Source organism: Kitasatospora sp. A2-31 (genome assembly GCF_022288725.1).
GTDB lineage: Bacteria > Actinomycetota > Actinomycetes > Streptomycetales > Streptomycetaceae > Kitasatospora.
In genome coordinates, this window is the sequence record NZ_JAKNTA010000011.1 from 238,308 (window position 1) to 259,626 (window position 21,319).

At 74.4% G+C, this 21,319-nt stretch carries 18 protein-coding genes and 5 pseudogenes; 13 read left to right on the plus strand and 10 right to left on the minus strand.

Annotation, left to right across the window (positions count from 1 at the left end; genetic code table 11):
• Positions 1 to 63 precede the first annotated feature (63 nt).
• The gene (locus MCM47_RS28380; protein ID WP_238864537.1) at positions 64 to 1,140 is read left to right on the plus strand and encodes an AEC family transporter; all 1,077 of its coding nucleotides are present in this window, start codon (positions 64 to 66) and stop codon (positions 1,138 to 1,140) included.
• 66 nt (positions 1,141 to 1,206) lie between these two features.
• Here the strand turns inward: MCM47_RS28380 and MCM47_RS28385 are convergent, their stop codons facing one another.
• Positions 1,207 to 1,641, minus strand: a complete 435-nt coding sequence (locus MCM47_RS28385; protein ID WP_238864591.1) for a MarR family transcriptional regulator — start codon at positions 1,639 to 1,641, stop codon at positions 1,207 to 1,209.
• 203 nt (positions 1,642 to 1,844) lie between these two features.
• On the opposite strand from MCM47_RS28385, the gene MCM47_RS28390 reads away from it, so the two are divergent.
• Positions 1,845 to 2,780: an alpha/beta fold hydrolase gene (locus tag MCM47_RS28390; RefSeq protein WP_238864538.1), complete on the plus strand. Its 936-nt coding sequence runs from the start codon at positions 1,845 to 1,847 to the stop codon at positions 2,778 to 2,780.
• Positions 2,781 to 2,925: 145 nt separating this feature from the next.
• Positions 2,926 to 3,399, plus strand: coding sequence for a carboxymuconolactone decarboxylase family protein (locus MCM47_RS28395; RefSeq protein ID WP_238864539.1), 474 nt, complete (start codon positions 2,926 to 2,928; stop codon positions 3,397 to 3,399).
• A 158-nt stretch (positions 3,400 to 3,557) separates the two neighbouring features.
• On the opposite strand, the gene MCM47_RS28400 is transcribed toward MCM47_RS28395, so the two are convergent.
• A complete protein-coding gene (locus tag MCM47_RS28400; RefSeq protein WP_238864540.1) occupies positions 3,558 to 3,821 on the minus strand; it encodes a dsRBD fold-containing protein in 264 nt (87 codons plus the stop codon).
• Positions 3,822 to 4,127: 306 nt separating this feature from the next.
• Here MCM47_RS28400 and MCM47_RS28405 point away from each other — a divergent pair.
• The 3 genes and pseudogenes from MCM47_RS28405 to MCM47_RS28410 all read left to right on the plus strand — a co-directional run.
• Positions 4,128 to 4,979, plus strand: a pseudogene (locus tag MCM47_RS28405) (DMT family transporter); the annotation flags it as partial.
• A 385-nt stretch (positions 4,980 to 5,364) separates the two neighbouring features.
• Positions 5,365 to 5,595, plus strand: a pseudogene (locus tag MCM47_RS43455) (DUF6629 family protein); the annotation flags it as partial.
• A 97-nt stretch (positions 5,596 to 5,692) separates the two neighbouring features.
• A complete protein-coding gene (locus MCM47_RS28410; protein ID WP_238864541.1) occupies positions 5,693 to 6,118 on the plus strand; it encodes a DUF6629 family protein in 426 nt (141 codons plus the stop codon).
• 764 nt (positions 6,119 to 6,882) lie between these two features.
• Here the strand turns inward: MCM47_RS28410 and MCM47_RS28420 are convergent.
• The 3 genes and pseudogenes from MCM47_RS28420 to MCM47_RS28430 form a co-directional block, all read right to left on the minus strand.
• Positions 6,883 to 7,401 carry a GNAT family N-acetyltransferase gene (locus MCM47_RS28420; protein ID WP_238864542.1) on the minus strand — a complete coding sequence of 173 codons (519 nt, stop codon included), beginning with the start codon at positions 7,399 to 7,401 and terminating at the stop codon, positions 6,883 to 6,885.
• Positions 7,395 to 7,946, minus strand: coding sequence for an NUDIX hydrolase (locus tag MCM47_RS28425; RefSeq protein ID WP_308222486.1), 552 nt, complete (start codon positions 7,944 to 7,946; stop codon positions 7,395 to 7,397). Before MCM47_RS28425 ends, MCM47_RS28420 begins: the two co-directional genes overlap by 7 nt.
• 262 nt (positions 7,947 to 8,208) lie before the next feature.
• Positions 8,209 to 9,447: pseudogene (locus MCM47_RS28430) on the minus strand (MFS transporter); the annotation flags it as partial.
• A 386-nt stretch (positions 9,448 to 9,833) separates the two neighbouring features.
• On the opposite strand from MCM47_RS28430, the gene MCM47_RS28435 reads away from it, so the two are divergent.
• Together MCM47_RS28435 and MCM47_RS28440 are read left to right on the plus strand one after the other, a co-directional pair.
• A complete protein-coding gene (locus MCM47_RS28435) occupies positions 9,834 to 10,313 on the plus strand; it encodes a helix-hairpin-helix domain-containing protein (RefSeq protein WP_308222487.1) in 480 nt (159 codons plus the stop codon).
• A gap of 362 nt (positions 10,314 to 10,675) precedes the next feature.
• A complete protein-coding gene (locus MCM47_RS28440) occupies positions 10,676 to 11,338 on the plus strand; it encodes an IucA/IucC family C-terminal-domain containing protein (RefSeq protein ID WP_238864543.1) in 663 nt (220 codons plus the stop codon).
• Positions 11,339 to 11,485: 147 nt separating this feature from the next.
• Here MCM47_RS28440 and MCM47_RS28445 read toward each other — a convergent pair whose 3' ends face one another.
• Positions 11,486 to 11,878: a hypothetical protein gene (locus MCM47_RS28445; protein ID WP_238864544.1), complete on the minus strand. Its 393-nt coding sequence runs from the start codon at positions 11,876 to 11,878 to the stop codon at positions 11,486 to 11,488.
• Here MCM47_RS28445 and MCM47_RS28450 point away from each other — a divergent pair.
• Positions 11,862 to 12,347, plus strand: a pseudogene (locus tag MCM47_RS28450) (CoA transferase); the annotation flags it as partial. The gene MCM47_RS28445 and the pseudogene MCM47_RS28450 overlap by 17 nt on opposite strands.
• 24 nt (positions 12,348 to 12,371) lie before the next feature.
• Here the strand turns inward: MCM47_RS28450 and MCM47_RS28455 are convergent.
• From MCM47_RS28455 to MCM47_RS28470, 4 genes and pseudogenes are all read right to left on the minus strand, one after another.
• A pseudogene (locus MCM47_RS28455) lies at positions 12,372 to 13,205 on the minus strand (hypothetical protein); the annotation flags it as partial.
• Positions 13,206 to 13,420: 215 nt separating this feature from the next.
• Complete coding sequence (locus MCM47_RS28460) at positions 13,421 to 15,001, minus strand: alpha-amylase family glycosyl hydrolase (RefSeq protein WP_238864545.1); 1,581 nt, start codon at positions 14,999 to 15,001, stop codon at positions 13,421 to 13,423.
• Positions 15,002 to 15,154: 153 nt separating this feature from the next.
• Positions 15,155 to 15,781, minus strand: a complete 627-nt coding sequence (locus tag MCM47_RS28465) for a bifunctional 4-hydroxy-2-oxoglutarate aldolase/2-dehydro-3-deoxy-phosphogluconate aldolase (protein WP_238864546.1) — start codon at positions 15,779 to 15,781, stop codon at positions 15,155 to 15,157.
• A gap of 15 nt (positions 15,782 to 15,796) precedes the next feature.
• Entirely contained in the window at positions 15,797 to 17,407 is a 1,611-nt protein-coding gene (locus tag MCM47_RS28470) for an amidohydrolase family protein (RefSeq protein ID WP_238864547.1), read from the minus strand.
• Positions 17,408 to 17,863: 456 nt separating this feature from the next.
• On the opposite strand from MCM47_RS28470, the gene MCM47_RS28475 reads away from it, so the two are divergent.
• The 4 genes from MCM47_RS28475 to MCM47_RS28490 all read left to right on the plus strand — a co-directional run bounded on the left by MCM47_RS28475 (position 17,864) and on the right by MCM47_RS28490 (position 21,135).
• Positions 17,864 to 19,003, plus strand: a complete 1,140-nt coding sequence (locus MCM47_RS28475; RefSeq protein ID WP_238864548.1) for a sugar kinase — start codon at positions 17,864 to 17,866, stop codon at positions 19,001 to 19,003.
• A complete protein-coding gene (locus MCM47_RS28480; protein WP_238864549.1) occupies positions 19,000 to 19,752 on the plus strand; it encodes an IclR family transcriptional regulator in 753 nt (250 codons plus the stop codon). The genes MCM47_RS28475 and MCM47_RS28480 overlap by 4 nt, the downstream gene beginning before the upstream one ends.
• An 82-nt stretch (positions 19,753 to 19,834) precedes the next feature.
• Positions 19,835 to 20,248: a RidA family protein gene (locus tag MCM47_RS28485; protein ID WP_238864550.1), complete on the plus strand. Its 414-nt coding sequence runs from the start codon at positions 19,835 to 19,837 to the stop codon at positions 20,246 to 20,248.
• A 167-nt stretch (positions 20,249 to 20,415) separates the two neighbouring features.
• Entirely contained in the window at positions 20,416 to 21,135 is a 720-nt protein-coding gene (locus MCM47_RS28490) for a DUF2470 domain-containing protein (protein ID WP_238864551.1), read from the plus strand.
• Positions 21,136 to 21,319 lie beyond the last annotated feature (184 nt).

The window sequence follows — 21,319 nt, forward strand, 5'->3', positions numbered from 1 at the left end:
GGGTCGCCGCCACCGTCCGGGCGCCGGCACCGCGGCCCGGCGCGGCCGAGCCCCCGAGGAACCATGCCCAGCCTGCCTCCGCTGCTCTCCGGCTTCGCCCCGATCTGGGTCCTCACCGGGATCGGCTACCTGGTCGGCCGCAGCGGACTGCTCGGGCCGCAGGCCGAGGCGGTGCTGAGCCGATTCGTCTTCCACGTGGCGATGCCGGCCGCGTTGTTCCTGATGATCGGCCGTACGCCGCTGGACCAGTTCGCCAACCCGTCGATGCTGGCCTTCGCCGCCGGAACGGCGCTCGCCGTGGGCATCGGCGCGCTGGTCGCACACCGCTTCTTCGGCCGGCCACCGGCCGAGCGGGCGATCGGCGGCATGGCGGCCGGCTACGTCAACTCGGCCAACCTCGGCATCCCGGTCGCCCTGCAGATCCTGGGTGACGCCTCCTTCGCCGCACCGGTGGTCCTGTTCCAGACCCTCCTGGTGACGCCCGCCGTGCTGACCGTGCTGGACACCGGGCGCGCGGGCCGCCGGGCGGCGCTCACCCTGCCGCTGCGCAATCCCATCCTGCTCGCGGTCGCGCTGGGCGCAGCGGTGTCGGCCGGCGGCTGGCACCTGCCGGCCGAGCTGAACCGCTCCGGCGAGCTGCTCGGCGGCGCCGGCGTGCCGACCGCCCTGGTGGCTCTCGGCATGTCACTGCACCGCCCGCCGGCCGACCGCCCCGGCACCGACGCCGGTGACGCGGACCATCGAGGCACGAACCATCGGGGCACCGACGCTGCCGGCACCGACCTGCGAGGCACCGGCCTGCCAGGCACCGGCCTCCGAGGCACCGGCCGGCGGCTCGACGACCGCGGGCGGGCGGGCCGGCCGGGGCGCTACGCGGAGGTCGGCGCGGCGGTCGCGATCAAGACGCTGATACAGCCGCTCGGCGCGTTCGCCACGGGCGCCTTCCTGCTCCACCTGCCGGCGCACCAGTTGCTCACCGTGGTGCTGTTCTCGGCACTGCCGACCGCCCAGAACGTCTTCGTCTACGCCCGCGAGTACGGCCACGCCACCACCCTCGCCCGGGACTCGGTGCTCTGTTCGACCGTCGTTTCGATGGCCACCCTCTCCGCCGTCACCTGGGCGCTCTCGCCGGGCCACTGAGCCGGCCGCCCGCGCCCGCCGCCCCTCGCGGCGCGGCCGGTCCCGCGGCCCACGGCGACTGCCGGGTCACTCCTCCCGGGCCGCGGCGACCACGGCGGCCATGGCCTGCAGGAACCGCTGCGCCGTCGCCAGCTCTCCGGCGTCGAACCGCCCCATGGCCGCCACGAGGTCCCCAATCAGGCCGCCGAAGAAGTCCTGCCCCAGCTCCATCGCCCGGTCCTCGACCAGCAGCCGGACCTTCCGCCGGTCCTCCGGGTCGCGCTCGCGGCGGATCAGGCCGAGCCGCTCCAGCCGGTCGACCAGGCCCGTGGTGCCCGCCGAGTTGAGCCGCAGCGCCGCACCGAGCCGACCGGGCGTCACGACCGTGCCGGCCCGCGCGGCGTCCAACAGGTGGATCAGCGCCCGCAGGTCGGTCGGGTGGAGTCCCTGCCGGGCGGCGAATTCCGCACCGAACAGGTCCAGTTCGACGGTCAGGCCGCGCAGCAGATGCACCAGCTGCATGGGCTCGGCGGCACCGCCCGCCCGCTCCTCCTCCGGCTGCCCGACGGCACTGCCTCCCTGCCGCGCCTCGGGCTGTCCGTCCGACCGCCCGTCGACCTGTGCACCCACCCTGTCGTCCTTTCCTCGGCACGCCTGTGCCACTATTCTCTCGCTCAGCGAGATTATTGGCCAGCGAGTGAATTCGCCATCCGTCGGAGGGCATGATGTCAGCACGCACCACCGGATCCGTCCACGCCTCGTCAAGCTCACCGGAGCCGGCCACCGCACAGGCCTCGCCGGCGCTGGCCACGTTCCTCGCCGCCTACGACGAGATCCTGAGCCACTGGCCCGTCCCCGTCGAGGGGATCACCGTCCGGACACCGCACGGCACCACGCGGGTCAACGCCTGCGGCCCGCGTGACGGCCGACCGCTGGTCCTGCTGCACGGCGGCGGCGCCACCTCGACCGGCTGGTTCGCCAACGTCGAGGCGCTCACCACGGCCGGCCACCGCGTCCTCGCCGTCGACCTGATCGGCGATCCCGGCCGCAGCACCCTCACCGCCCCCCTGGGCGGCGTGGCCGGCCTGATGACCTGGCTCGACGCCGTGCTGGACGGGCTCGGCGTCGCCCAGGTGGACCTCTGCGGCCACTCCTACGGCGGGTGGATCGCCCTGGAGTACGCGCTGCACGCGCCGACCCGGATCGGCCGACTGGTCCTGCTCGACCCGACCCAGTGCTTCGCCGGCTTCCGCCCCGGCTACCTGCTGCGCGCCCTACCGCTCTTCCTGCCGCCCCGGACGGCCGGCAAGGCCCGCTCCCTCCTCGCCTGGGAGGCGGGGGGCACCGGTTCCGGCACCGACGCCGAAACCGGCTGGCGCGAGCTGTACGCACTCGGCTTCGCCGGCTTCCCCTCGGCCCGTCCGGTCACCGGCCCTCGGCCGACCCCCGAACGGCTGCGCGCCCACACCGCGCCGACGCTGGCCCTGTTCGCCGCCCGGAGCCGCACGCACGACGCCCGGCGCGTCGCCGACCTGGCGCGGAAGGCCCTGCCCGAGGCCACCGTGGACGTGCTCCCCGACGCCTCCCACCACAACCTTCCGACCGCCCACCCGGCCGAACTCAACCGCCGCCTCACCGAATTCCTCGCCGTCCGCGCATAGCGGGGGCCTCGCGGGGGGATCGGTGCGGCGTCGGGGCCGACGGGCCACAGAGGAGTGACGCCCGTCACGTCGTCTCCGTGTCACAAACCGGCGGGCCGGCCCGTCATGGATGTGGAACCGCAGGACGACGGCAACGGAGCCCATCATGGAAGCACGCCTCAACCCCTTCACCAACCCGGTCCTCGGCAAGGTCTTCAAGCACATCATCGCCGCGGGCAAGGTGCTCGCCGACTCGACACTGCCGGCCTCGACCCAGGAGCTCGTCAAGCTCCGGGCCAGCCAGATCAACGGCTGTGGCTTCTGCACCGACATGCACTTCAAGGACGCCGTGCACGCCGGCGAGAGCCCCGAGCGCCTCAATCTGGTCGCGGCCTGGCGCGAGGCCACGGTGTTCACCGACGCCGAGCGCGCGGCGCTGGAGCTGGCGGAGGAGGCCACTCGCATCGCCGATGCCGCCGGGGGTGTCCCGGACGAGGTGTGGGCCAACGCGGCCAAGCACTACGACGAGGAGCAGCTCGGCGCCCTGGTGGGTGTCATCACCGTGATCAACGCCTTCAACCGCGGCAACGTCATGCTCCAGACGCCCGCCGGTGACTACCAGCCCGGACAGTTCGGCTGATCGACCGGGCTGATCGCTTGATCGGGTGATCGGGTGATCGGGTGATCGGACGGATCCGGTGGGGGCCGGGCGCAGTGCGCGCCCGGCCCCGTTGCTCGGTCAGCCCCGTCGGCCGGTTCACGGACGTCGGCGGCTACGCGGTCGCCCGTCGGCACGTGTCAGTAGATCAGGTAGCCGGGCCGGTGGCCCTCGTCCTCGATCTCCCCGGTGGCCTGCGCCCGGAGTTTGTGGGCCAGTTCCTCGAGTGCACGGGAGGCCGCCATCTCCTCGCCGATCCGCGCGAGCGGGCGGTCGTCCGCACTCTTGACGGACTCCCCGTGCGCGCTGAGGCCCGGTGCCCTGGCCCCGGTCAGCCTCGCGTCGCACGCCGTGTGCACGCCGTCCTCGTCGAAGCTCAGCTCCACATCCCATTGGTTGTGCATGCCACACCTCCTGGCGCCCGCCCCCGTCGTGCCTGCTCTGACCGGCACGGATGCTGACGCCGTGGCGGCCGCTCACACCAGCGTGCGCCCGCTCCGCCCACGGCGGCAAGCGGGGTCGCGGGCGGCGGGCACGGCCGGGGCCACGGGCGGGGGCACGCCCGCGAGCCCGGACGCCACGCCCACCCCCGGCGGCTCCCGGGGGTCGCCCGGCCGCCCCGGCGGTACGCTGACGAGAGCGCGCCGCGACCGCCGTCGAACCACAGACCGCCGGTGCGGCGCGGGCAGCGACATTGGGGTGGTCCCTCCGTGGTGGTCTTCCTCCTCGCACTGAGCGCCGCCTGCTGCCTGGGCCTCGGGTTCGTCCTCCAGCAGCACGCGGCACAACGTGCCCCGCGTGGCGACCTGCTGCACTGGCGACTGCTGCTCGACCTGCTGCGGATGCCCGAGTGGCTGCTCGGCACCGGCTTCATGGTCAGCGGGCTCATCCTCTCCGCGCTCGCACTCAACCAGGGCGAGGTCTCGCTGGTAGAACCGCTGCTCGCGACGAACCTGCTCTTCGCCATGGCCCTGTCCCGGGTCCTGACCCGCCAGTCCCTCGGGCGCTCCGGCTGGATCGGGGTGCTGCTCCTCGCCCTCGGCGTCACGGCCTTCATCGTGGCCGGACGGCCCACCGGCGGCGGTCCACCGGCCGGTGAACTACGGCACTGGCTGGTGGTCGGAACGGTCACCGGGCTGACCCTGCTCCTGGTCTCGCTCGCCCGCCGGCTTCCCCTCTTCGAGGAGGCCACGCTGCTCGCCCTGGCCGCGGGCCTGCTCTACGGCCTCCAGGACGCCCTCACCCGCACCACCACCCAGCGTCTCGATCACGACGGCGTGCGAGCCGTGCTGGGCACCTGGCAGCCGTACGCGGTGGTGGCGGCCGGCGTGGTCGGACTGCTGTTGGTACAGAGTGCGTTCGAGGCCGCACCGTTGCGGATGTCGCTGCCCGCGCTGACCGCCGCGCAGCCGATCACCGGGATCGTCTGTGCGGTCGGCTTCCTCGGCGACCGCCTGCGGGTCACGCCCGGCGCCCTGGCCTGGGAGATCGCCGGGCTGATCGCCATCGTCGTCGGCGTGATCGTGATCGGTCGCCACCCCGCGATGCCCGGCTCCACCGGCGACCTGCTGGAGAGCGTCGGCGACCTCCCCGAGGGCGGGGGCCGGACCTCGGCTGAAGCCGCCTCCGACGCCGGTGGCAGTTCGGACGCAGGTGCCGGTCCCGGTTCGGACGCAGGTTCCGGTACCGGTTCGGACGCAGGTTCCGGTACCGGTTCGGATCCCACCGCCGACCCAGCTCCGGGGCCGGGCCTGCCGCACCAGGACTCCCCCGGCAGCCCTCCCACCGGCGGCCCCGTCGACGGCAGTCCGACAACCGACCGCCGCGGCTCCGACGGCCGCACGCCCGGCGACCACGCACCCGGCGACCACGGACCGGACCGCCGCGAGGGCAACGATCCGCGCGGCACCGGCGGGAGCCCCCGGTAGTCCCGGGACGGGCGACGGCATGTGCTGGAGCGCGCAGGCGGACCTGGCGGCCGGCGGCGCGGTCGCGGGGGTCGGCCTGATCTGTCTGGCCCGCGCGTACCGCGCCGGGCGACCGGAGCGCCTGCTCCTCGCCTCGCTCCCCCTGGTGCTCGGCGTCCACCAGCTGATCGAGGCCGCGGTCTGGTTCGGCACCGAGGGCGACCTGCCCGCAGCCGCGGCCGGGTGGGCCCGCACCGCATGGGCGGTGATCGCCCTGCCGCTGCTGCCCGCGCTCGTCCCCGCCGGGGTCCGGTGCGCGGCACGCGAACCGGCGCGAACCGGCCCGCCGACGGCGCCTCCTGCCCTTCGTGCTCCTCGGCGTCCTCGTCGCCGTACCGCTCGCCGTGGCCGTCGCCAGCCATCCGGTCGGGGCCGCCGAACACGGCCACACCCTCGCCTACGCCGTCGGCCTCCCGCACCCGGGATTCCTGCTGACCGGCTACCTGCTCGCCACCGTCGGCTCGCTCCTCCTCAGCGGCGACCGCCGGCTGCGGCACCTCGGCCTGCTCACCGGCGTGGGCGCCGCCGTCTGCGCGTTGCTGTGGCGGCTGGCCTTCGTCTCCACCTGGTGCGCGCTCGCCGCTCTGGCCAGCGTGCTCCTGCTCCGTTGGACCGCCAATGAGCCTGACGACCGCCCACTCGACGGCAGCCCGCCCGACGGCCGCCGTTCCCCCCGGAGGCCGGCCGGCCAGCGCACGCCCTCCGGCGGAGCGGGCGGTCGGGGCAGGTCCTAGCTTGTCAGCAGTCCCGGCCGGGTGAGGGGTCCAGTCGCGGATGGGTGAGTCGGGGCGAAGCCAAACCCGGGAAGAGGCTGATTCCGAAGGATTGCCTTGTGAACCACCCAGTGAGGTCAGGCGTTGCCGAACGGTGCAACCCAGGGACGTTCTCCGACCTCGCAGTGGTAGCAACGCGCCACAGCGCCGTCGTGGTTGTACCACTCATGGGCTCCGCAATCCCGGCTGCCCTTGTCGGCCAGGCCTCGCTCGACGAGGAACCAGGGCAGATGCCTGCGCAAACGGGTACGCCACCGGTACCGACCGCTCCGAGTCATTCCGCGAGGCTAACCCGATCCAGCTGCCCACGGAGATCATTTACCGGGCCGAGGATCTGGGCCGAGCGACTGGTATCACCGCATGACCGCACCCGAGTCCGAGTGGATCCTCGTCGCGCACTACGAGAACGTCTCCGGCCGCCTCCGGCCCGTAGCCGCCGCGCGTGCCTGACTACGGGAGCGGGGGATCGACTGGACCCCCTTCACCGCCGACGAGATCCGCTCCGGCCTGACGTGCGGCGTCGGCCCGGACGGCCGATGGCACGGCTGGTTCCACGTCCACCTCCACGGACCGCTCCTCCGCCGCCTCGGGCTGCACCCCGACCAGCCGACCTCGACGATCACCGGAACGGCCCCGCCCGGGTGGTGGCACGCCGAGGCCGAGCGCCACTCCCGCGAGCCCGGCCGGTGATCGCCACGGCCGGCCCGCCCAGGCTGCCCGGCCCGTCAGGAACACTTGCTCGCAGCCAACGCCTTCACCATCACGAGCTCGCGGCCTGCGCCACCCGGCAGAAGAGCTCCGGGCTCCGCCGACGCCACGAAGCCGTGGCGCCGGTAGAGCGCCAGGGCCGGTTCGTTCCCCGGGAGCACGGCAAGCTTCAGCAGCTCCGCGCGGGACGTCCGCGCCCAGTCCTCGACCGCCGTGATCAACCGGTCGCCCACCCGACGGCCGCGGACCTCGGGGCTGACCCAGAGCGATCGCAGCTCCGCGGTCCGGCCCGTCCGCCCGCTCCCGTCGGCGGTGCCGGGAAGGCCGCTGACCATGCCGACGCCGCGCCCGCCCACCTGTGCGGCGAGGTGGTACGCCCCGGGCAGCTCCAGCCGGGCCCGCCAGCGCTGCTCCTCACCACGGTCCCAGTCCGCCGACCGCACCTTGAACGCGTGCGGCGCATCGGCCAGTGCGGCCAGGCGCAGCGCCCGCCACAACGGCCAGTCGTCCGTCGTCAGCACCTGAAGCGTCACCACGCCGCGAGTCTCCCCTCACCTGTCCCCGGAGTCCACCCCGCCGACCGCCTAGGGAAGGTAGACCGCAGCGCCGGTCCTGCGGGCCGCGTCGACCTGCTGCAGGCGGGCGAACTCCGCCGCCCCATCAGGTCGAGCCATCCGGCCACGCGCCGGACCTGCCACTCGGTGTGCTCCTCGGGGTCGAGGACGATGCCTGCGAGTTGGTCGTCCGTCAGCTCGCCGCCGTCGAAGACGAATCCGACCTTGGCCAGCGGCCAGGACGCATCCGGCCCGTTGAACACGACGGCAAGGAGCCGGGGGCTCGCCAGCAGGCCGGGGGCGGCACTCTCCAGGTCGATGCCGGTCTCCTCGCGGCACTCCCGGACCGCGGTCTCCAGCGGATGTTCGCCGTGCTCGACGTTCCCGCCGGGCCAGCCCCAGAACCCGGGGTCTTGGCGCGAGCGCATCCCGAGCGGACGGCCGTGAGTATCCGTGAAGTAGAAGCAGCCGAAGACGGTCGCGTTCTCGATGGTCTGCACGTACTGTTCCGGCGGCAACCAGCTCATGCTCGGTCTCCTCGTCGGGCGTGCGCCACAGCGCGCCTGTACGGCCGAGGGCCACGCTATCGCCCGCACCGGCGGTTCGTCCGCCGGTGCGTTCGGCCGATCCGGGTCTCGGCTCGCCCGGCTACCCGGCTCCTCCGGCTCGGTCGGGCGGTCGGTCACCTGGCCGGATCACGCGGCTCGGTCACCCGGGCCGGTCACGGGGCCGGGCCGGCCGGCACGCAGCGAGCTGGCCCGGACGCGCGACGCCGCACGGGCGCCGGCGTCACCGGGCCGCAGCCCCCGCCGGTTCGGCGGCCGCCGGTTCGGCGCCGGCCGTGGTCCTCGGAACCGATCCGGGCACCGCGCCCCGACCGCGCGAGCGGTCCATCTCCCGCCACTCCGGGCGCAGGCCCGCCAAGGTGGTGGTGGCCAGGTAGAGGCTGCCGAAGGCGAGCAGTACCGGCAGCAGGCCGGTGAGCGCGGCGGCGCTGCCGGCGAGCAGGCCGCCGAGGGGTATGCCAGCCCAGGCCAGCGAGTCGCCCAGGGCGCCGACCCGGCCCAGCAGGTGGCGCGGGACGCGCTCGAAGGTGATCGCGCCGAGGATCGGGTTGAGGAACCCGGCCCCGAAGCCGCCCACCGCGAACACGGCGAGCACCACACCCATCGGCGCATCGAGCGCGAGGACCAGGAAGCGCGGAGCGCCACAGAGCAGGAAGCCGGCGAAGAAGACCGTCCGGCGCGGCAGGCGGTGGGCGACGACCGCCGCCACCAGACTGCCCGTGACCGCGGCGATCCCCCAGGCGCTGCCGGAGAGCCCGATGGCCGCCGGGCCGCCGCCGGACTCCTTGGCCCAGAGCGGGACCAGCACCGTCATGAACCCGGCGTCGAGCAGGTTGGTGATGCCGATCATCACGATCACGGTGAGCATCAGCGGCTCGCTGCGCAGGAAGGTGAACCCCTCCCGGAACATCTGCCAGTAGCCGACCTCCTTCTCTGCGGTCGCGCCCTCCCCGCCGGCCCCGGGCTCGGCGGCCGCGCGGCCCATGCCCGCAGGCAGGGCGAGCGCGATCACCAGCGAACCGAGGGCGAACGCGGCGGCGTTGACGGTCAGGCCCGCCATCGGGCCGAGCAGTGCGATGAGACCACCACCGACCGCCGGGCCGATCGTCGAGGCCAGCCGCTCGGTGACGCCGGCGAGCCCGGTGGCCCGCTCCAGCGGTATCCGGGCGCGGTCGGCCGCCTCCGGGACCATCACCTCCTTGGCGAGGTCCCCCGGGCCGCGAACCCCGCCGACCACACCGACCATGACCAGGAGCAGCCAGAACGGCAGTGCGCCGAGGCCGTGCAGCAGCGGGATCAGACCCGCGGCGACGGCACTGACCGCGTCCGTCGTCCAGGAGACGAGGCGCGGACCCAACCGGTCGATCAGTGGCCCGGTCAGGGCCTTGACCAGGACGTACGGCGTCATCTCGACGAACGCGACGAGGCCGGTCATGGTGGCGCTGCCGGTGGTGGCGAGGACGACGCTTCTCTTCGGTCATGGCTGCAGCCTAGAACCGCAAAGACTTCTTCGCAAAGGAATTTTGCGAAGAAGTCTTTGCGGTTCCCCGGGGCGGTCCGGACGCGGTCCGCGGGCGCGCCGCCCGGCCCGGCGTCAGTCCAGGGCGACCGTCAGCGCCAGCACCACGGTCAGGCCGCCGGCCGGACTCCGCCGGACGGCGTGGTCCACCAGCCCGGCCAGCGCCGTCTCCAGCCGCCGGGCGTCGCCCTTCACCACCGGCAGCCCGCGGGGGGCCCGCCCGCATCACCAGACCCGCCCGCACCACCCGTCCCACCGACCGTCCCACCGACCGCCCGGCCGGCTCCGCCCGCCCGGCCCGATCCGGCCGCCGAACCTAGACTGACCCCATGACCCGGCTCAACGACCAGGTCCAGGAGCTGCTCCAGGAGTACGCCGACCTGATCTCGATCACCGGAGGGGACGCCTTCCGGGCCCGCTCCTACGAGAAGGCGGCCCGCGCGGTGGGCGGCCACCCGGAGGACGTCGCACGGTTGGACACCAAGGGGCTCCAACAGATCCCCGGCGTCGGCAAGTCCACCGCCGAGAAGATCGCCGAGTACCTCGCCACCGGCCGGATGTCCGCGCTGGAGACGCTGCGCGCCAAGGTCCCGCCCGGCGTCCGGGAGATGATGGCCGTCCCCAGCGTCCGACCGCCTGAGCGAGGTGGCCGGGTTCGGCGAGCGCAGCGGAGAGAAGATCCTGCACGGCATCGAGCTGATGCGGCAGTCCGGCGGCCGGACCCTGCTCGACGCCCCACCGAGGACGTGATCAACACCTGGACCTGGCAGCGGCTGAAGAAGTTCCTGCGCAAGGACGCGCTTCGCTGACCGCGCGGACCGAAACCTCCGGTTCGCCCGGATTCGCGGGGCAGAACCCTGGTGCAACGACCGCAACAGGCGCATCATGGAAGTGGACCTGCGAGGTAGACGAGGAAGTTCGACCGCAGGAGGCAGTGGCGACAGATCGAGACGGATCAGGGTCTGCCGCTGGTACCTAGGTCGACGATCGAACTACAGGCCGGAGGACGTGACGTCCGGAGGCCACCCCCCGCCTCGCAGGTTCCGCACGTCCGGACCACCACGACCGTCGGCACTCCCGGGCTCCGGCCACCCGCTACCGTTCCTCCGTACCGACAACGGCCTCGCCCGACGGCGCCGGGCCGCCCGCCACGCCCCCGGAGGACGGCCCGATGCCCGACTACCGCCGACTCGCCGTCGCCGGGCCGTACTTCGTACTGCACACCGCCCCCGCACCCGACGACACCCCACCGCCGGGGTACCGTCCACTGCGCGAGCTGTACGCGACCGGGCCGGACTCCCTGCTGGCCGCGCGGATCCGGGAGGTCGCGCGCCGGCTCGGCACCGCCGAGCCCCGGGTCGCGGCGTCGATCCTGCACCTCGGACTCGCCGCCCGGTTCTGCTCGGTCAGCCTCGGCGCCGCCGTCCTGCTCGGCACCGTCCCCGAGCTGGACCCCGACCGGGCCCACCTGCGCGTCCCCGAGCAGGGCCCGATCGACCTGTGGGCGCCCCACCGGCCGCAGCCCGCGAGCTCGGGCACCTCTCCCGGCGAGGCCGGCTCCGAGCCCCTGCCCGACCTACCCGAACTGGCCGACCGGCTCCACCGGGTACTGGTCCAGGGGCAGTTGGCGCCGCTGGCCACCGCCGTCCGGGCCGCGGTCCCGGTCTCGGAGCGGCTGCTCGACGGCAACGCCGCCTCGGCGCTGGCGGGCACGCTGCGGATGCTGCGCCCGCACGCCGCCCCCGGCCGGGCCGAGGCGCTCGTCGCACGGTTGCTGGGCCGGCCGCCCCTGGCCGGCACCGGGGCGCTGCACACCGGCGGTTTGTCCGGGTGAAGTAGGCCGCGCTCGGGACGTAGACGGTGTCCCCTCGGACGGCCACCGCGGTGGGGTTGGAGAGGCCGTCCTGCGCGGTGAGGACCGTGTGGCGGCTGCCGTGCTCGTCGAGGTAGACGGCCTCATTGGGCGTGTTGAGCGCCGCGATCAGCCGGTCGCCGCGGCCGATGAAGCCGAAGTCGTCCAGGCCAGGCCGTTGGCGCCGAACGCTCCGGGGGCGGGCCTCAGCAGTGCGTCGTCCGACCAGACCACCGGGTCCCCGCCGGCCACCGGCACCGTGCGGACCAGGCCGAGCGCCGAATCCGCGGAGTAGAGCAGGCCGGCCCGCTCGTCGAGGGCGAGGCCGTTGGGCAGGCTGTCCACCGGGAAGGCGGAGATGCGCTCCGGCGTGCCGCCGGGGCAGAGCCGCCAGATGCCGGTGAGATCGGCGGTGCCCGTGGCGTAGGCGAAGAAGAGGGTGCCGTCGTGGGCGCGGGCGATGCCGGCCGAGGCCGTACCGAGCAGTCCGGCGAGGCGGTGGCGGGGCGGCCTGATGAGCATCACCGGCGCCGCACCGGGCGAACCGGTGAAGACGGGGGTCGCCGTGGTGGACGTGCTGACCGGCCTGCACGCCGCCGTCGGGGTGCTGGCCGCGCTGCGCGACCGCGAGGCCACCGGCGAGGGACAGGTGGTCGAGGTCGATCTCCTCTCCACCCTGCTGTCCAGCATGGTGAACCAGTCTGCCGGCTACACCCTCGCCGGCGCCGTCCCGGGCATCCTCGGCAACCGCCACCCGTCGATCGCGCCGTACGAGGTGTTCGCGGCCGCCGACCGGCCGCTGGTCGTGGCGGTGGGCAACGACCGCCAGTTCGCCGCGCTCTGCCGTGGACTGGGCGCACCGGAGCTGGCCGACGACCGGCGGTGGCGGGTCGCCAATCCGATCAACCTCTCCCGGACGCCGCCGCGCTACGCACGCCGTCCACCGCGGCTCGGCGAGCACACCGAGGAGCTCCGGGACTGGCTGGACGCCCCCGACACCGGGGACAGCGGCAACGGAGTGCAGGGTGCCGAAGAAGCCGTTCTGCAGGTCGGGCCGGTAGACGCCGCCGGAGGTGGTGAAGTTCAGCATCACGAACAGCACCATCATCACCAGCGTGGTCCACCTCCGGAGGAAGGTGTGCAGGCCGATGCCGACCGCGACGACGCCGGCCGAGTAGAGCCAGCCCAGCGCCCAGACGGCCGCCAGGTCGTGGTCGACGACGTGGAAGACCGGTCCCGCGGTGACGATGCCGATGAGGCTCACCACGAGCGAGACCGCCAGGCCGACCAGCGCCCGGATCCGCATGCTCAGCGCCGCGCCGGCCGCGCCGATCACCGCGACGCTCGCGTAGGAGCCGATGCTGAGCGCGACCAGCAGGAAGAACAGGCCCTGGCCGGTCGGGTCGCCCTCGGCCGGGGCGGCCAGGTCGGTGACGGTGAGCGGCACGCCCTGCTTGTCCGTGACGTTCCGGAACACCGCTTCCGCCGCCATCGCGGAGGTGTCGGAGCCGGCCTTGGCGACGAGCAGTTCGGGCCGTCGGGCGTCCGGGAGGAACGCACCGACCAGGTCGCGGTCGTGCAGCCGCTGTTCGGCGGCCGCGCGGTCCGGCAGGGTGCTGACGTCGAGGGCCGGGCCGGCCTTGGCCCCGACGGCGTCGGCGAGGCCCCGGGCCTGTGCGGAGTCGCCGACGACCGCGACCTTCAGGTGGTTCGGCTCGGGCTGGTGGAACGCGCCCTGGTAGGCGAGCGCCATGCCGAGGCACATCAGCAGCGGGGTGAGCAGGTGGACGGCGAGGTGCTTGAGCGTGGGCCATGCGGTGGGCGTTGCGGTGTTCTGGGGTGTGCTCATGGCGTTCGTCCGGTCCTCCGGGGGTTCGGGATGCGGGCCCGGCGCGAGCCAGCAAAAGGTGGTAAATGCAACTATTCGGATGCAGTCTACAACCAACCCGAAGTGCTTCGGAGGCCACGCCCGCACCGGGCCGTGCCCGCACCGGGCCGCGCCCGCGCGCGACGCGGCTGCGGGTGTCCGGCGACGTCACCGGACACCCGCAGCCGCCCCAGCGCTCACACCAGCTCGAACACCCCGTACGAGAAGCCGTCCGCCCGCAGCCGCCCGTCGGTCACCCGCACCCCGTGGACGTCCAGCGGCCGCACCCCGACCCTGCCGAGCGGCACCTCGCCCGGTTCCCGCCGCGGGTTGACGGCCACCAGGTACCGCCCGGCCCGGGTGTACACCAGGGGGTACCCGGCGTGCCGGACGTCCACCTCACCCGCCGCGCCCAGCCCCGGGTGGGCCCGGCGCAGCGCGATCAGCCGCCGGACGGTGTGCAGCAGCGAGGTGGGGTCGGCCCGCTGGGTGGCCACGTCGGGCCGGTGCGGATCGGGGTCGACGGGCAGGTAGAGGCGGTCGGCGGGGGCCGTCGAGAAGCCGGCGTTCCGCCCCGGCTCCCACTGCATCGGGGTGCGGGAGCCCGCCCGGTTGTACCGCGGGCCGAGCACACTGCCCTCGACGTCCGGAAGCCCCGGCAGGTACCGCATGCCGATCTCGTCGCCGTAGTAGACCGCCGGCAGGGTGGGCCAGGTGAGCAGGAAGGCGAAGGCCGGGGCGAGTTGGGCGCCGGTGCGCGGACCGGTGGCGAGCCGCGAGAAGTCGTGGTTGGCCGTGGGGAGGGCGATGTACCCGGCACCCTCGGTGAGTTCGGCGGCGGAGCGCCAGGCGTCCAGGAACACCTGCGGGGTGCCGCGGCCCTCGGCCTCGAAGTAGCAGGGGCCCTGCTGCCAGAACTCCTCCACCGTGCCGGCGTTGTTGTTCCAGAGCGAGCGCAGCGGGAGGCCGCGGTCGGCTCCGCCGAACTGGAGGAAGAAGTCGGCGTGGAAGCCGGCCCCGACGGCGGCGGCCGGGTCGCCCCACTCGGCGAACAGGGCGGCCTGCGGGTGAGCGCGGTCGAGCCAGTCGCGCAGCTCGGTCCAGAGCTTGGCGGTCTCGGTGAACCCGGGGTCGTCCTTGACCAGCGAGGAGGCCATGTCGACGCGGAATCCGGCCACGCCCAGGCCGAGCCAGTGCGCCATGATCTCGCGCAGCGCCCGGCGGTTGGCGCGCGGACCGTCGGCGTCGACCGGCTGGCGCCACGGCTCGTCGGAACGGCTGCGCGCATAGCCGAAGTTCAGCGCGGGCTGGCAGTCGAAGAAGTTCGGCCGGTACCAGCCCGGCCGGCTGCCGGGCGAGGCGACGAAGCCGTCCACCCGGTGGTCGGACCAGATGTAGCGGTGGTCGGACGGGTCCTCGGCGGCGGCCAGGAACCACGGGTGCCGGTCGGAGGTGTGGCCGGCGACCAGGTCGAGCAGGATCCGGATGCCCCGGCGGCGGGCGGCCTCGACCAGCGCCGCCAGGTCGTCGGAGGTGCCGTAGCGCGGGGCCGGGGTGAGGTAGTCGCTCACGTCGTACCCGGCGTCGCGGAACGGCGAGTCGAAGCAGGGAGTGAGCCAGACCGTGTCGACGCCGAGCCAGGCGAGGTGGTCGAGGCGCTCGGTGGCACCGGCGAAGTCGCCGATGCCGTCGCCGTCGGAGTCGGCGAAGGTCTGCGGGTAGATCTGGTAGAGGACGGCGTCGGCCAGCCAGTCGGGGCCGGGGCGGGTCGAGGTCATGGGGTGGATCCTCCTGCCGGGTGCCGGGGGCCGGGTCTACCGATTCTCGTCCAATCCCGGCCGTCCCGACAGCCCGCACCAGCCCCCGGCGTGGCGCCGGGCCGGGGCGGCGGCACGTTCGCCGGGCGCGTTGCGACCCGGCCGCCGCTGCCTCTACCGGCCCGCGCAGGCCTCGGTGAACGCCTTGGCCCGGCGGGTGATCTCCGCCCAGTCCCCGGCCGCCACCGCCTCCGGCGCCACCACCTCCGAGCCCGCGCAGACCGCGAGCGCGCCCTGGGCCAGGAACTCGCCGGCGTTGCCCGCGTTCACGCCGCCGGAGGCGACCAGCGGGATGTCCGGGAAGGGGCCGCGCAGGTCCTTGAAGTAGCCGGGGCCGAACGCCCGGGCCGGGAAGATCTTGACCGCGGCCGCGCCGAGCTCCCGGGCCTGGAGCACCTCGGTCGGTGTCAGCGCACCGAGCACCACCGGCACCCGCTCGGCATGCGCACGCCGCGCCACCTCCGGCCGGAGTCCGGGCGTGACCAGGAACCAGGCGCCCGCGCCGATCGCCCGGTCGGCCTGCTCCGCGGTCAGCACGGTGCCGATCCCGACCCGCCAGCCCACCCGGGCGGCGCGTCGCAGATGTGTCGTCACATCCGCCGTGGTGAAGGTGAATTCGGTCAGGTGGATACCGCCCTCGGAGAGCGCGGCGCAGAGTGCGGCGGCATCCGGTATCCGTGGGGCGCGGACCACGGCGATGACGGGCGAGGCGGCCAGCACGGCGCGGGCGCGGGCGAGCACGGCGGGCGTGGGGTTTCATGCGGCGAGCGTTCCTCGGTCGGTTCGGCGCAGGGCCCGCCCCGGGCGGGCGCCCGTGGTGCGGCCCTGCCGGACGACGGCGGTGCCGTTGACGTAGACGTGCTCGATGCCGGCGGCGGGCTGCCGCGGACGGTCGAAGGTGGCGGTGTCCTGGACCTTCCCGGGGTCGAGGAGCACGAGGTCGGCGTGGTGGCCGGGGGCGATCCGCCCGCGGCGGTCGAGCCGGAGCCGGGCGGCGGGGCGTCCGGTCATCCGCGCGATCGTCTCCTCCAGCGTGAGGACGCCCAACTCACGGCTGTACCGGGCCAGGTACCGGGGGAAGGTGCCCCAGGCGCGCGGGTGCGGGCGGGCGCCCACCAGGAGGCCGTCGCTGCCGACGGTGTGCGCGCGGTGGCGCATGATCGCCCGGACGTTCTCCTCGTGGCCGACGTGCTGGAGGATGCCGGTGGCCAGCTCGTCGCGGCGCAGCAGGTCGAGGAAGACCTCGGTGCCGCTGCGCCCCTGTTCGGCGGCGATGTCTGCGACCGTCCTCCCCACCAGGCCCGCCAGGGCGGGGTCACGGACGCCGGAGAGCTGGACGGTCGCCCAGTCGGTGACCACGCCGTGGCAGCCGTCGCTGCCCTTCTCCTCCACCTCGTGGCGGATCCGCTCGCACGCGTCCGCCTCGGCCAGCCTGGCCAGGGTCGCCTGCGGTCCGCCCTCGGTGGCCCAACTCGGCAGCAGCGCGGCCAGCGTGGTGGAGCCGGGCAGGTAGGGGTAACTGTCCAGGGTGAGGTCGACGCCGTCGGCGAGTGCCCGGTCCACCAGGTCCAGAAGTTCGCCGGCCCGGCCCCGGTTGACGCCGAAGTTCATGGTGGCGTGGGTGAGGTGCAGCGGGCAGCCCGAGCGGCGGGCGATCTCGACCATCTCGGCGTAGCCCGCCAAAGCGCCTTCTCCGTAGGAGCGTTGGTGCGGGGCGTGGAAGCCGCCGTGGCGGGCGACCACCCGGCACAGCTCCACCAGTTCGGCGGTGTCGGCGTACATGCCCGGCGAGTAGCTGAGGCCGCTGGAGAGCCCGACCGCGCCCTGTTCCAGCCCCTCGGCCAACAGCGTGCGCATCCGGTCGAGTTCGGCCGGAGTCGGCGGCCGGTTCGCCCAGCCCATGGCGAGCATCCGCAGCGAGCCGTGCGGGACGAGGTAGCACGCGTTGACGCCGGCCCCCGCCCGGTCGAGGCGGTCCAGGTAGCCGCCGACGGTGCGCCAGTCCCAGTCGAAGCCCTGCGGATCGCCGTTCCAGCCGGCGAGCTGGCGGCGCAGCGCGAGCAGCGTGGTGTCGTCCACGGGCGCGTACGACAGGCCGTCCTGGCCGAGGACTTCGCAGGTGACGCCCTGGGTGACCTTGGCCGGGTGCTCGGGTTCGAGCAGCAGGGCGAGGTCGGAGTGGGCGTGCATGTCGATGAACCCGGGGGCCAGCACCAGCCCGTCGGCGTCCACCGCGGACGCCGCCCCGAGTCCTCGGCCGATCGCGGTGATCAGCCCGCCCTCGATCCGGACGTCGGCGCGGTACCGGTCGGCGCCGGTGCCGTCGACGACGGTGGCACCCTTGAAGACCAGCGGGCCGCCGGCCATCAGAAGAAGGTCCTGACCAGCCCGATGACCTTCGCACGTTGTGCTCGACGGCGGCGCCGTCGAGGGTGAGCAGCGGCGTGCCGAAACCGGCGAGGGTGGGCGCGGTGGCGAGGTAGTCACGAACGCTCAGCCCCCGGGCCGCGGCCGGAAGCGCCTTGAACCGCCAGTCGAGCACCTCGTCGGCGAGCGCCGCCACCTTGTCGGCGTCGATGCCCGGTCCGGTGCCGGCGCTTGCGAAGGTCTGATCCACGGTCACCCTCCCTCAGCGGATTGCAACATGTGCAACGCTGGTTGCGCATGCTGACAGCACGGTTCTAGCATCGGCGCCGGACGAAGGTCAACGGAACCCGATACGGAACCGCCGGCCGACGGAACCGCCGGACCCCGCAACCGCCGACGGAACCGCCACCGATCCGGAGGCCGACGGAACGGCAGCCGCAGACGAGGAGCCCGCAGATGCCCCGACAGGAGTCCCCCGAGGGCCCGGGCGCCGCCCCACCGCCGCCCCGCGGACCGGCGGCGGTCTGCGTGGGCGAGTCGATGGCCGCGCTGCTGCCGGACCGGCCGGGCCCGCTGGAGTCGGTGGAGGGCTTCCGCCTCTCCGTCGGCGGCGCCGAGTCCAACGTGGCGGGTGCGCTGGCCGCGCTCGGCGTGCCGAGCGCCTGGATCAGCCGGGTGGGTGACGACGGCTTCGGCCGCCGCCTGCTCGCCGAGCTGGCCGCCCGCGGGGTGGACGTCTCGGCGGTCGCCGTGGACCGCAACCGCCCGACGGGCCTCTACCTCAAGGAGGTCGGCGGCTCCACCGGAGGCCGCCACGACCTCGGTCCGGGCCGCAGCCGGCTGCACTACCACCGCCGAGGCTCCGCCGCCTCCGCACTCTCCCCCGCGCTGCTGGACGACCCGGCGGCCGCACGCCTGCTGGCCGGCGCCCGGCTGCTGCACCTCTCCGGGATCACCGCCGCCCTCTCCGACGACTGCCTCGCGCTGCTGCGCGCCCTGCTGGCCGACCGCCGACCGGGCCGCCTCGTCAGCTTCGACCTCAACTGGCGCCCCGCCCTCTGGCGCGAGCGGGACCCGGCCGTGCTGCCGCCGCTGCTGAACGCCTGCGACCTGCTGCTGCTCGGCGCCGACGAGGCCGAGGAGGCGTTCGGCACCGGCGACGCACACGCGCTGCGCCGCCTCTTCCCCTCCGTCGCCACCGTCGTGGTCAAGGACGCCGCCCGGACCGCCACCGCCCTGGACCGGGACGGCACGGCCGTCACCGAGCCGGCCCTCGCCGTCCAGGTGGTCGAGGCGACCGGCGCCGGCGACGCCTTCGCGGCCGGCTACCTGGCGGCCACCCTGCGCGGCCTGGACCAGCGCCGCCGGCTGCGGCTCGGCCACCTCAGCGCCGCCTGCGCCCTGACCGCCCACGGGGATCAGCCCGAACTGCCGCCCGGGCCGGTGGTCGCCGCCCTGCTGGACGCCTCCCCGCAGGAGTGGGCGGCGACCGCGGTCTCGGCGGACGGCATCACCTGCCCCGCCCTGCCCCCGCCCGGTGGCGCGACCACCGGCCCCCGACCGACCACCTCCCCGGCCCAGGGAGGCCGCCGATGAGTCAGACCGTCACCCGCGCCCTGCGCATCCTCACCGAACTCGGCGAGGGCGAGCGCTCGCTGGACCAGCTCGCCGAGGTGCTCGGCGTGCACAAGACCACGGTCCTACGACTGCTCCAGAGCCTCGAAGCGGAACGTTTCGTCCACCGTGACCAGGCCTACCGCTACCACCTCGGCGCCGGTCTGTTCGCGCTCGCCGGCCTCGCCCTGGAACAGCGCGGCATCCGCCGGATCGCCGCCCCGCACCTGGCCGAGCTGAACGCCGCCACCGGCCAGACCGTACACCTGGCCGCCTACGAGGGCGGCGAGGTGGTCTACATCGACAAGTACGACTCGCGCCACCCGGTGCGGATGTACTCGCGGATCGGGCTGCGCGCCGTCCTGCACAGCGCGGCCGTCGCCAAGGTGCTGCTGGCCGACCTTCCGCTGGCCGAGCGCCGCCGGGTGGTGGCCGGCATCGACTTCACCCCGCACACGCCGCGCACGCTCACCGACCCGGAGGCGCTGCTGGCGGAACTGGAGAAGGTCGCCGCCCAGGGCTGGGCGCAGGACCACGCCGAGCACGAGGCCTTCATCAACTGCGTGGCCGCGCCGGTCCGGGACGCCGGCGGACGGGTCGTCGCCGCCGTCTCGATCTCCGTGCCGGACGTGGTCCTCCCCTACGAACAGGTCCTGGAGCTGCTGCCCCGACTGCTCGCCACCGCCGGCGCGGTCTCCGCCGACTGCGGCCGGCCGCCCCGGGAGGGCTGACCGCCCGGGCCCTCGGGCCTCACGGGATCACCACACCCCTGCCACCTGCCCCCGACCGCCCGTCCGCGACACGAAGGAAGCCATGAGCGGCGACCAGAAGACCGAGATCCGTACCGACGGCGCCCCCGCGCCGGCCTGGATGTTCTCCCAGGGCGTCCGCAAGGGCCCCCTCCTGCAGGTCTCCGGCCAGGGGCCGCAGGACCCGGCCACCGGCGAGTACCTCCACCACGGCGACGTGAAGGCGCAGACCCGGCGCACGCTGGAGAACGTCAAGGCGATCGTCGAGGCCGGCGGCGCCACCATCGAGGACGTGGTGATGTTCCGCGTCTACCTCACCAAGCGGGCGGACTTCCCGCTGATGAACGAGGCCTACGCCGAGTTCATCGAGGAGAACATCGAGCCCGGCGGCGTGAAGCCCTGCCGCACCACCGTCTTCGTCGAACTGCCGCAGGAGCCGATGCTGGTCGAGATCGACGCCCAGGCCGTGATCGGCTGATCCACCGCCGGGCGGACCGGAGCCGGCACGGCCCGAACCGCGAGGTCCGGACGGCCACCGTCCGGACCCCGCACACCGGCCGGGCGTGCGCACCCCGGGCGGGCGGCCTTGCCTCCCCAGCAACCAAGATGATTAGGTAAGGCTAACCTAATCAATTGGAGGTCGCCGTGAGCCCCACCCCCGCCGACGCCGAGGCCCCCGAGCCCACCGCAGCCGAGCGGGTCTGCAGCCTGCTCAGCGCCACCTCCTCGGTGGTGGTCCGGGCCCGCGGCGAGCACCACGACCTCGACACCCCGGTCTCGCTCCACGGCTCCCGGCTCCGGCTGAGCGCCCCGCTCGACTCCGGGCTCACCCTCGCCGCGACCGGCGGGACCGAGGGTCTGGCCGTCGTCCTGGACGTCACCGACATCGCCCCGGTCGCCGTCCGCGACCGCGTCCGCGGCCGGCTCACCCTGGCCGGCCGGCTCAGGCTCGCCCACCTGGCCGACGACGGCCTCAGCGTCCACCTGCACCTGGACGTCGCCCACGCCGTCCTCGCCACCCCGTACGGCACCAGCGCGCTCACCGGTGCCGAGCTCGCCCTCGCCGCCCCCGACCCGCTCGCCCGCTACGAGGCCGGCCTGCTCACCCACCTCGCCGACGACCACCCCGACGCGCTCGCCGCGCTCACCCGGCTGCTCGACCCCCAACTCCTCGCCCGGCGGCCGGAGATCCGCCCGCTCGCCCTCGACCGCCATGGCCTGGTGCTGCGCCTGGACCACCCGCACGGCCACCGCGACGTCCGCCTGGTCTTCCCCGAACCGGCCGGCGACACCGAGGAGTTCGGCGAGCAGATGCACCGGCTGCTGACCGCCGCACAGACCGGCCTGCCCGCCCGCCGGGCGTGACCGGAGCCGACGGAGGGGCCGGCCCGGCAGGCCACGCGATCGGACGCCGGGCCACACCGGGCCCACGGAAGCGGCACGGAAACGGCACGGAAACGCAAGCGGCCGGCCCGGCTCACGAGGGAGGTCTCGTGAGCCGGGCCGGCCTGGGCGTGTCCCGCGCCCGTAGGTCCGCCACTGGTGCGGC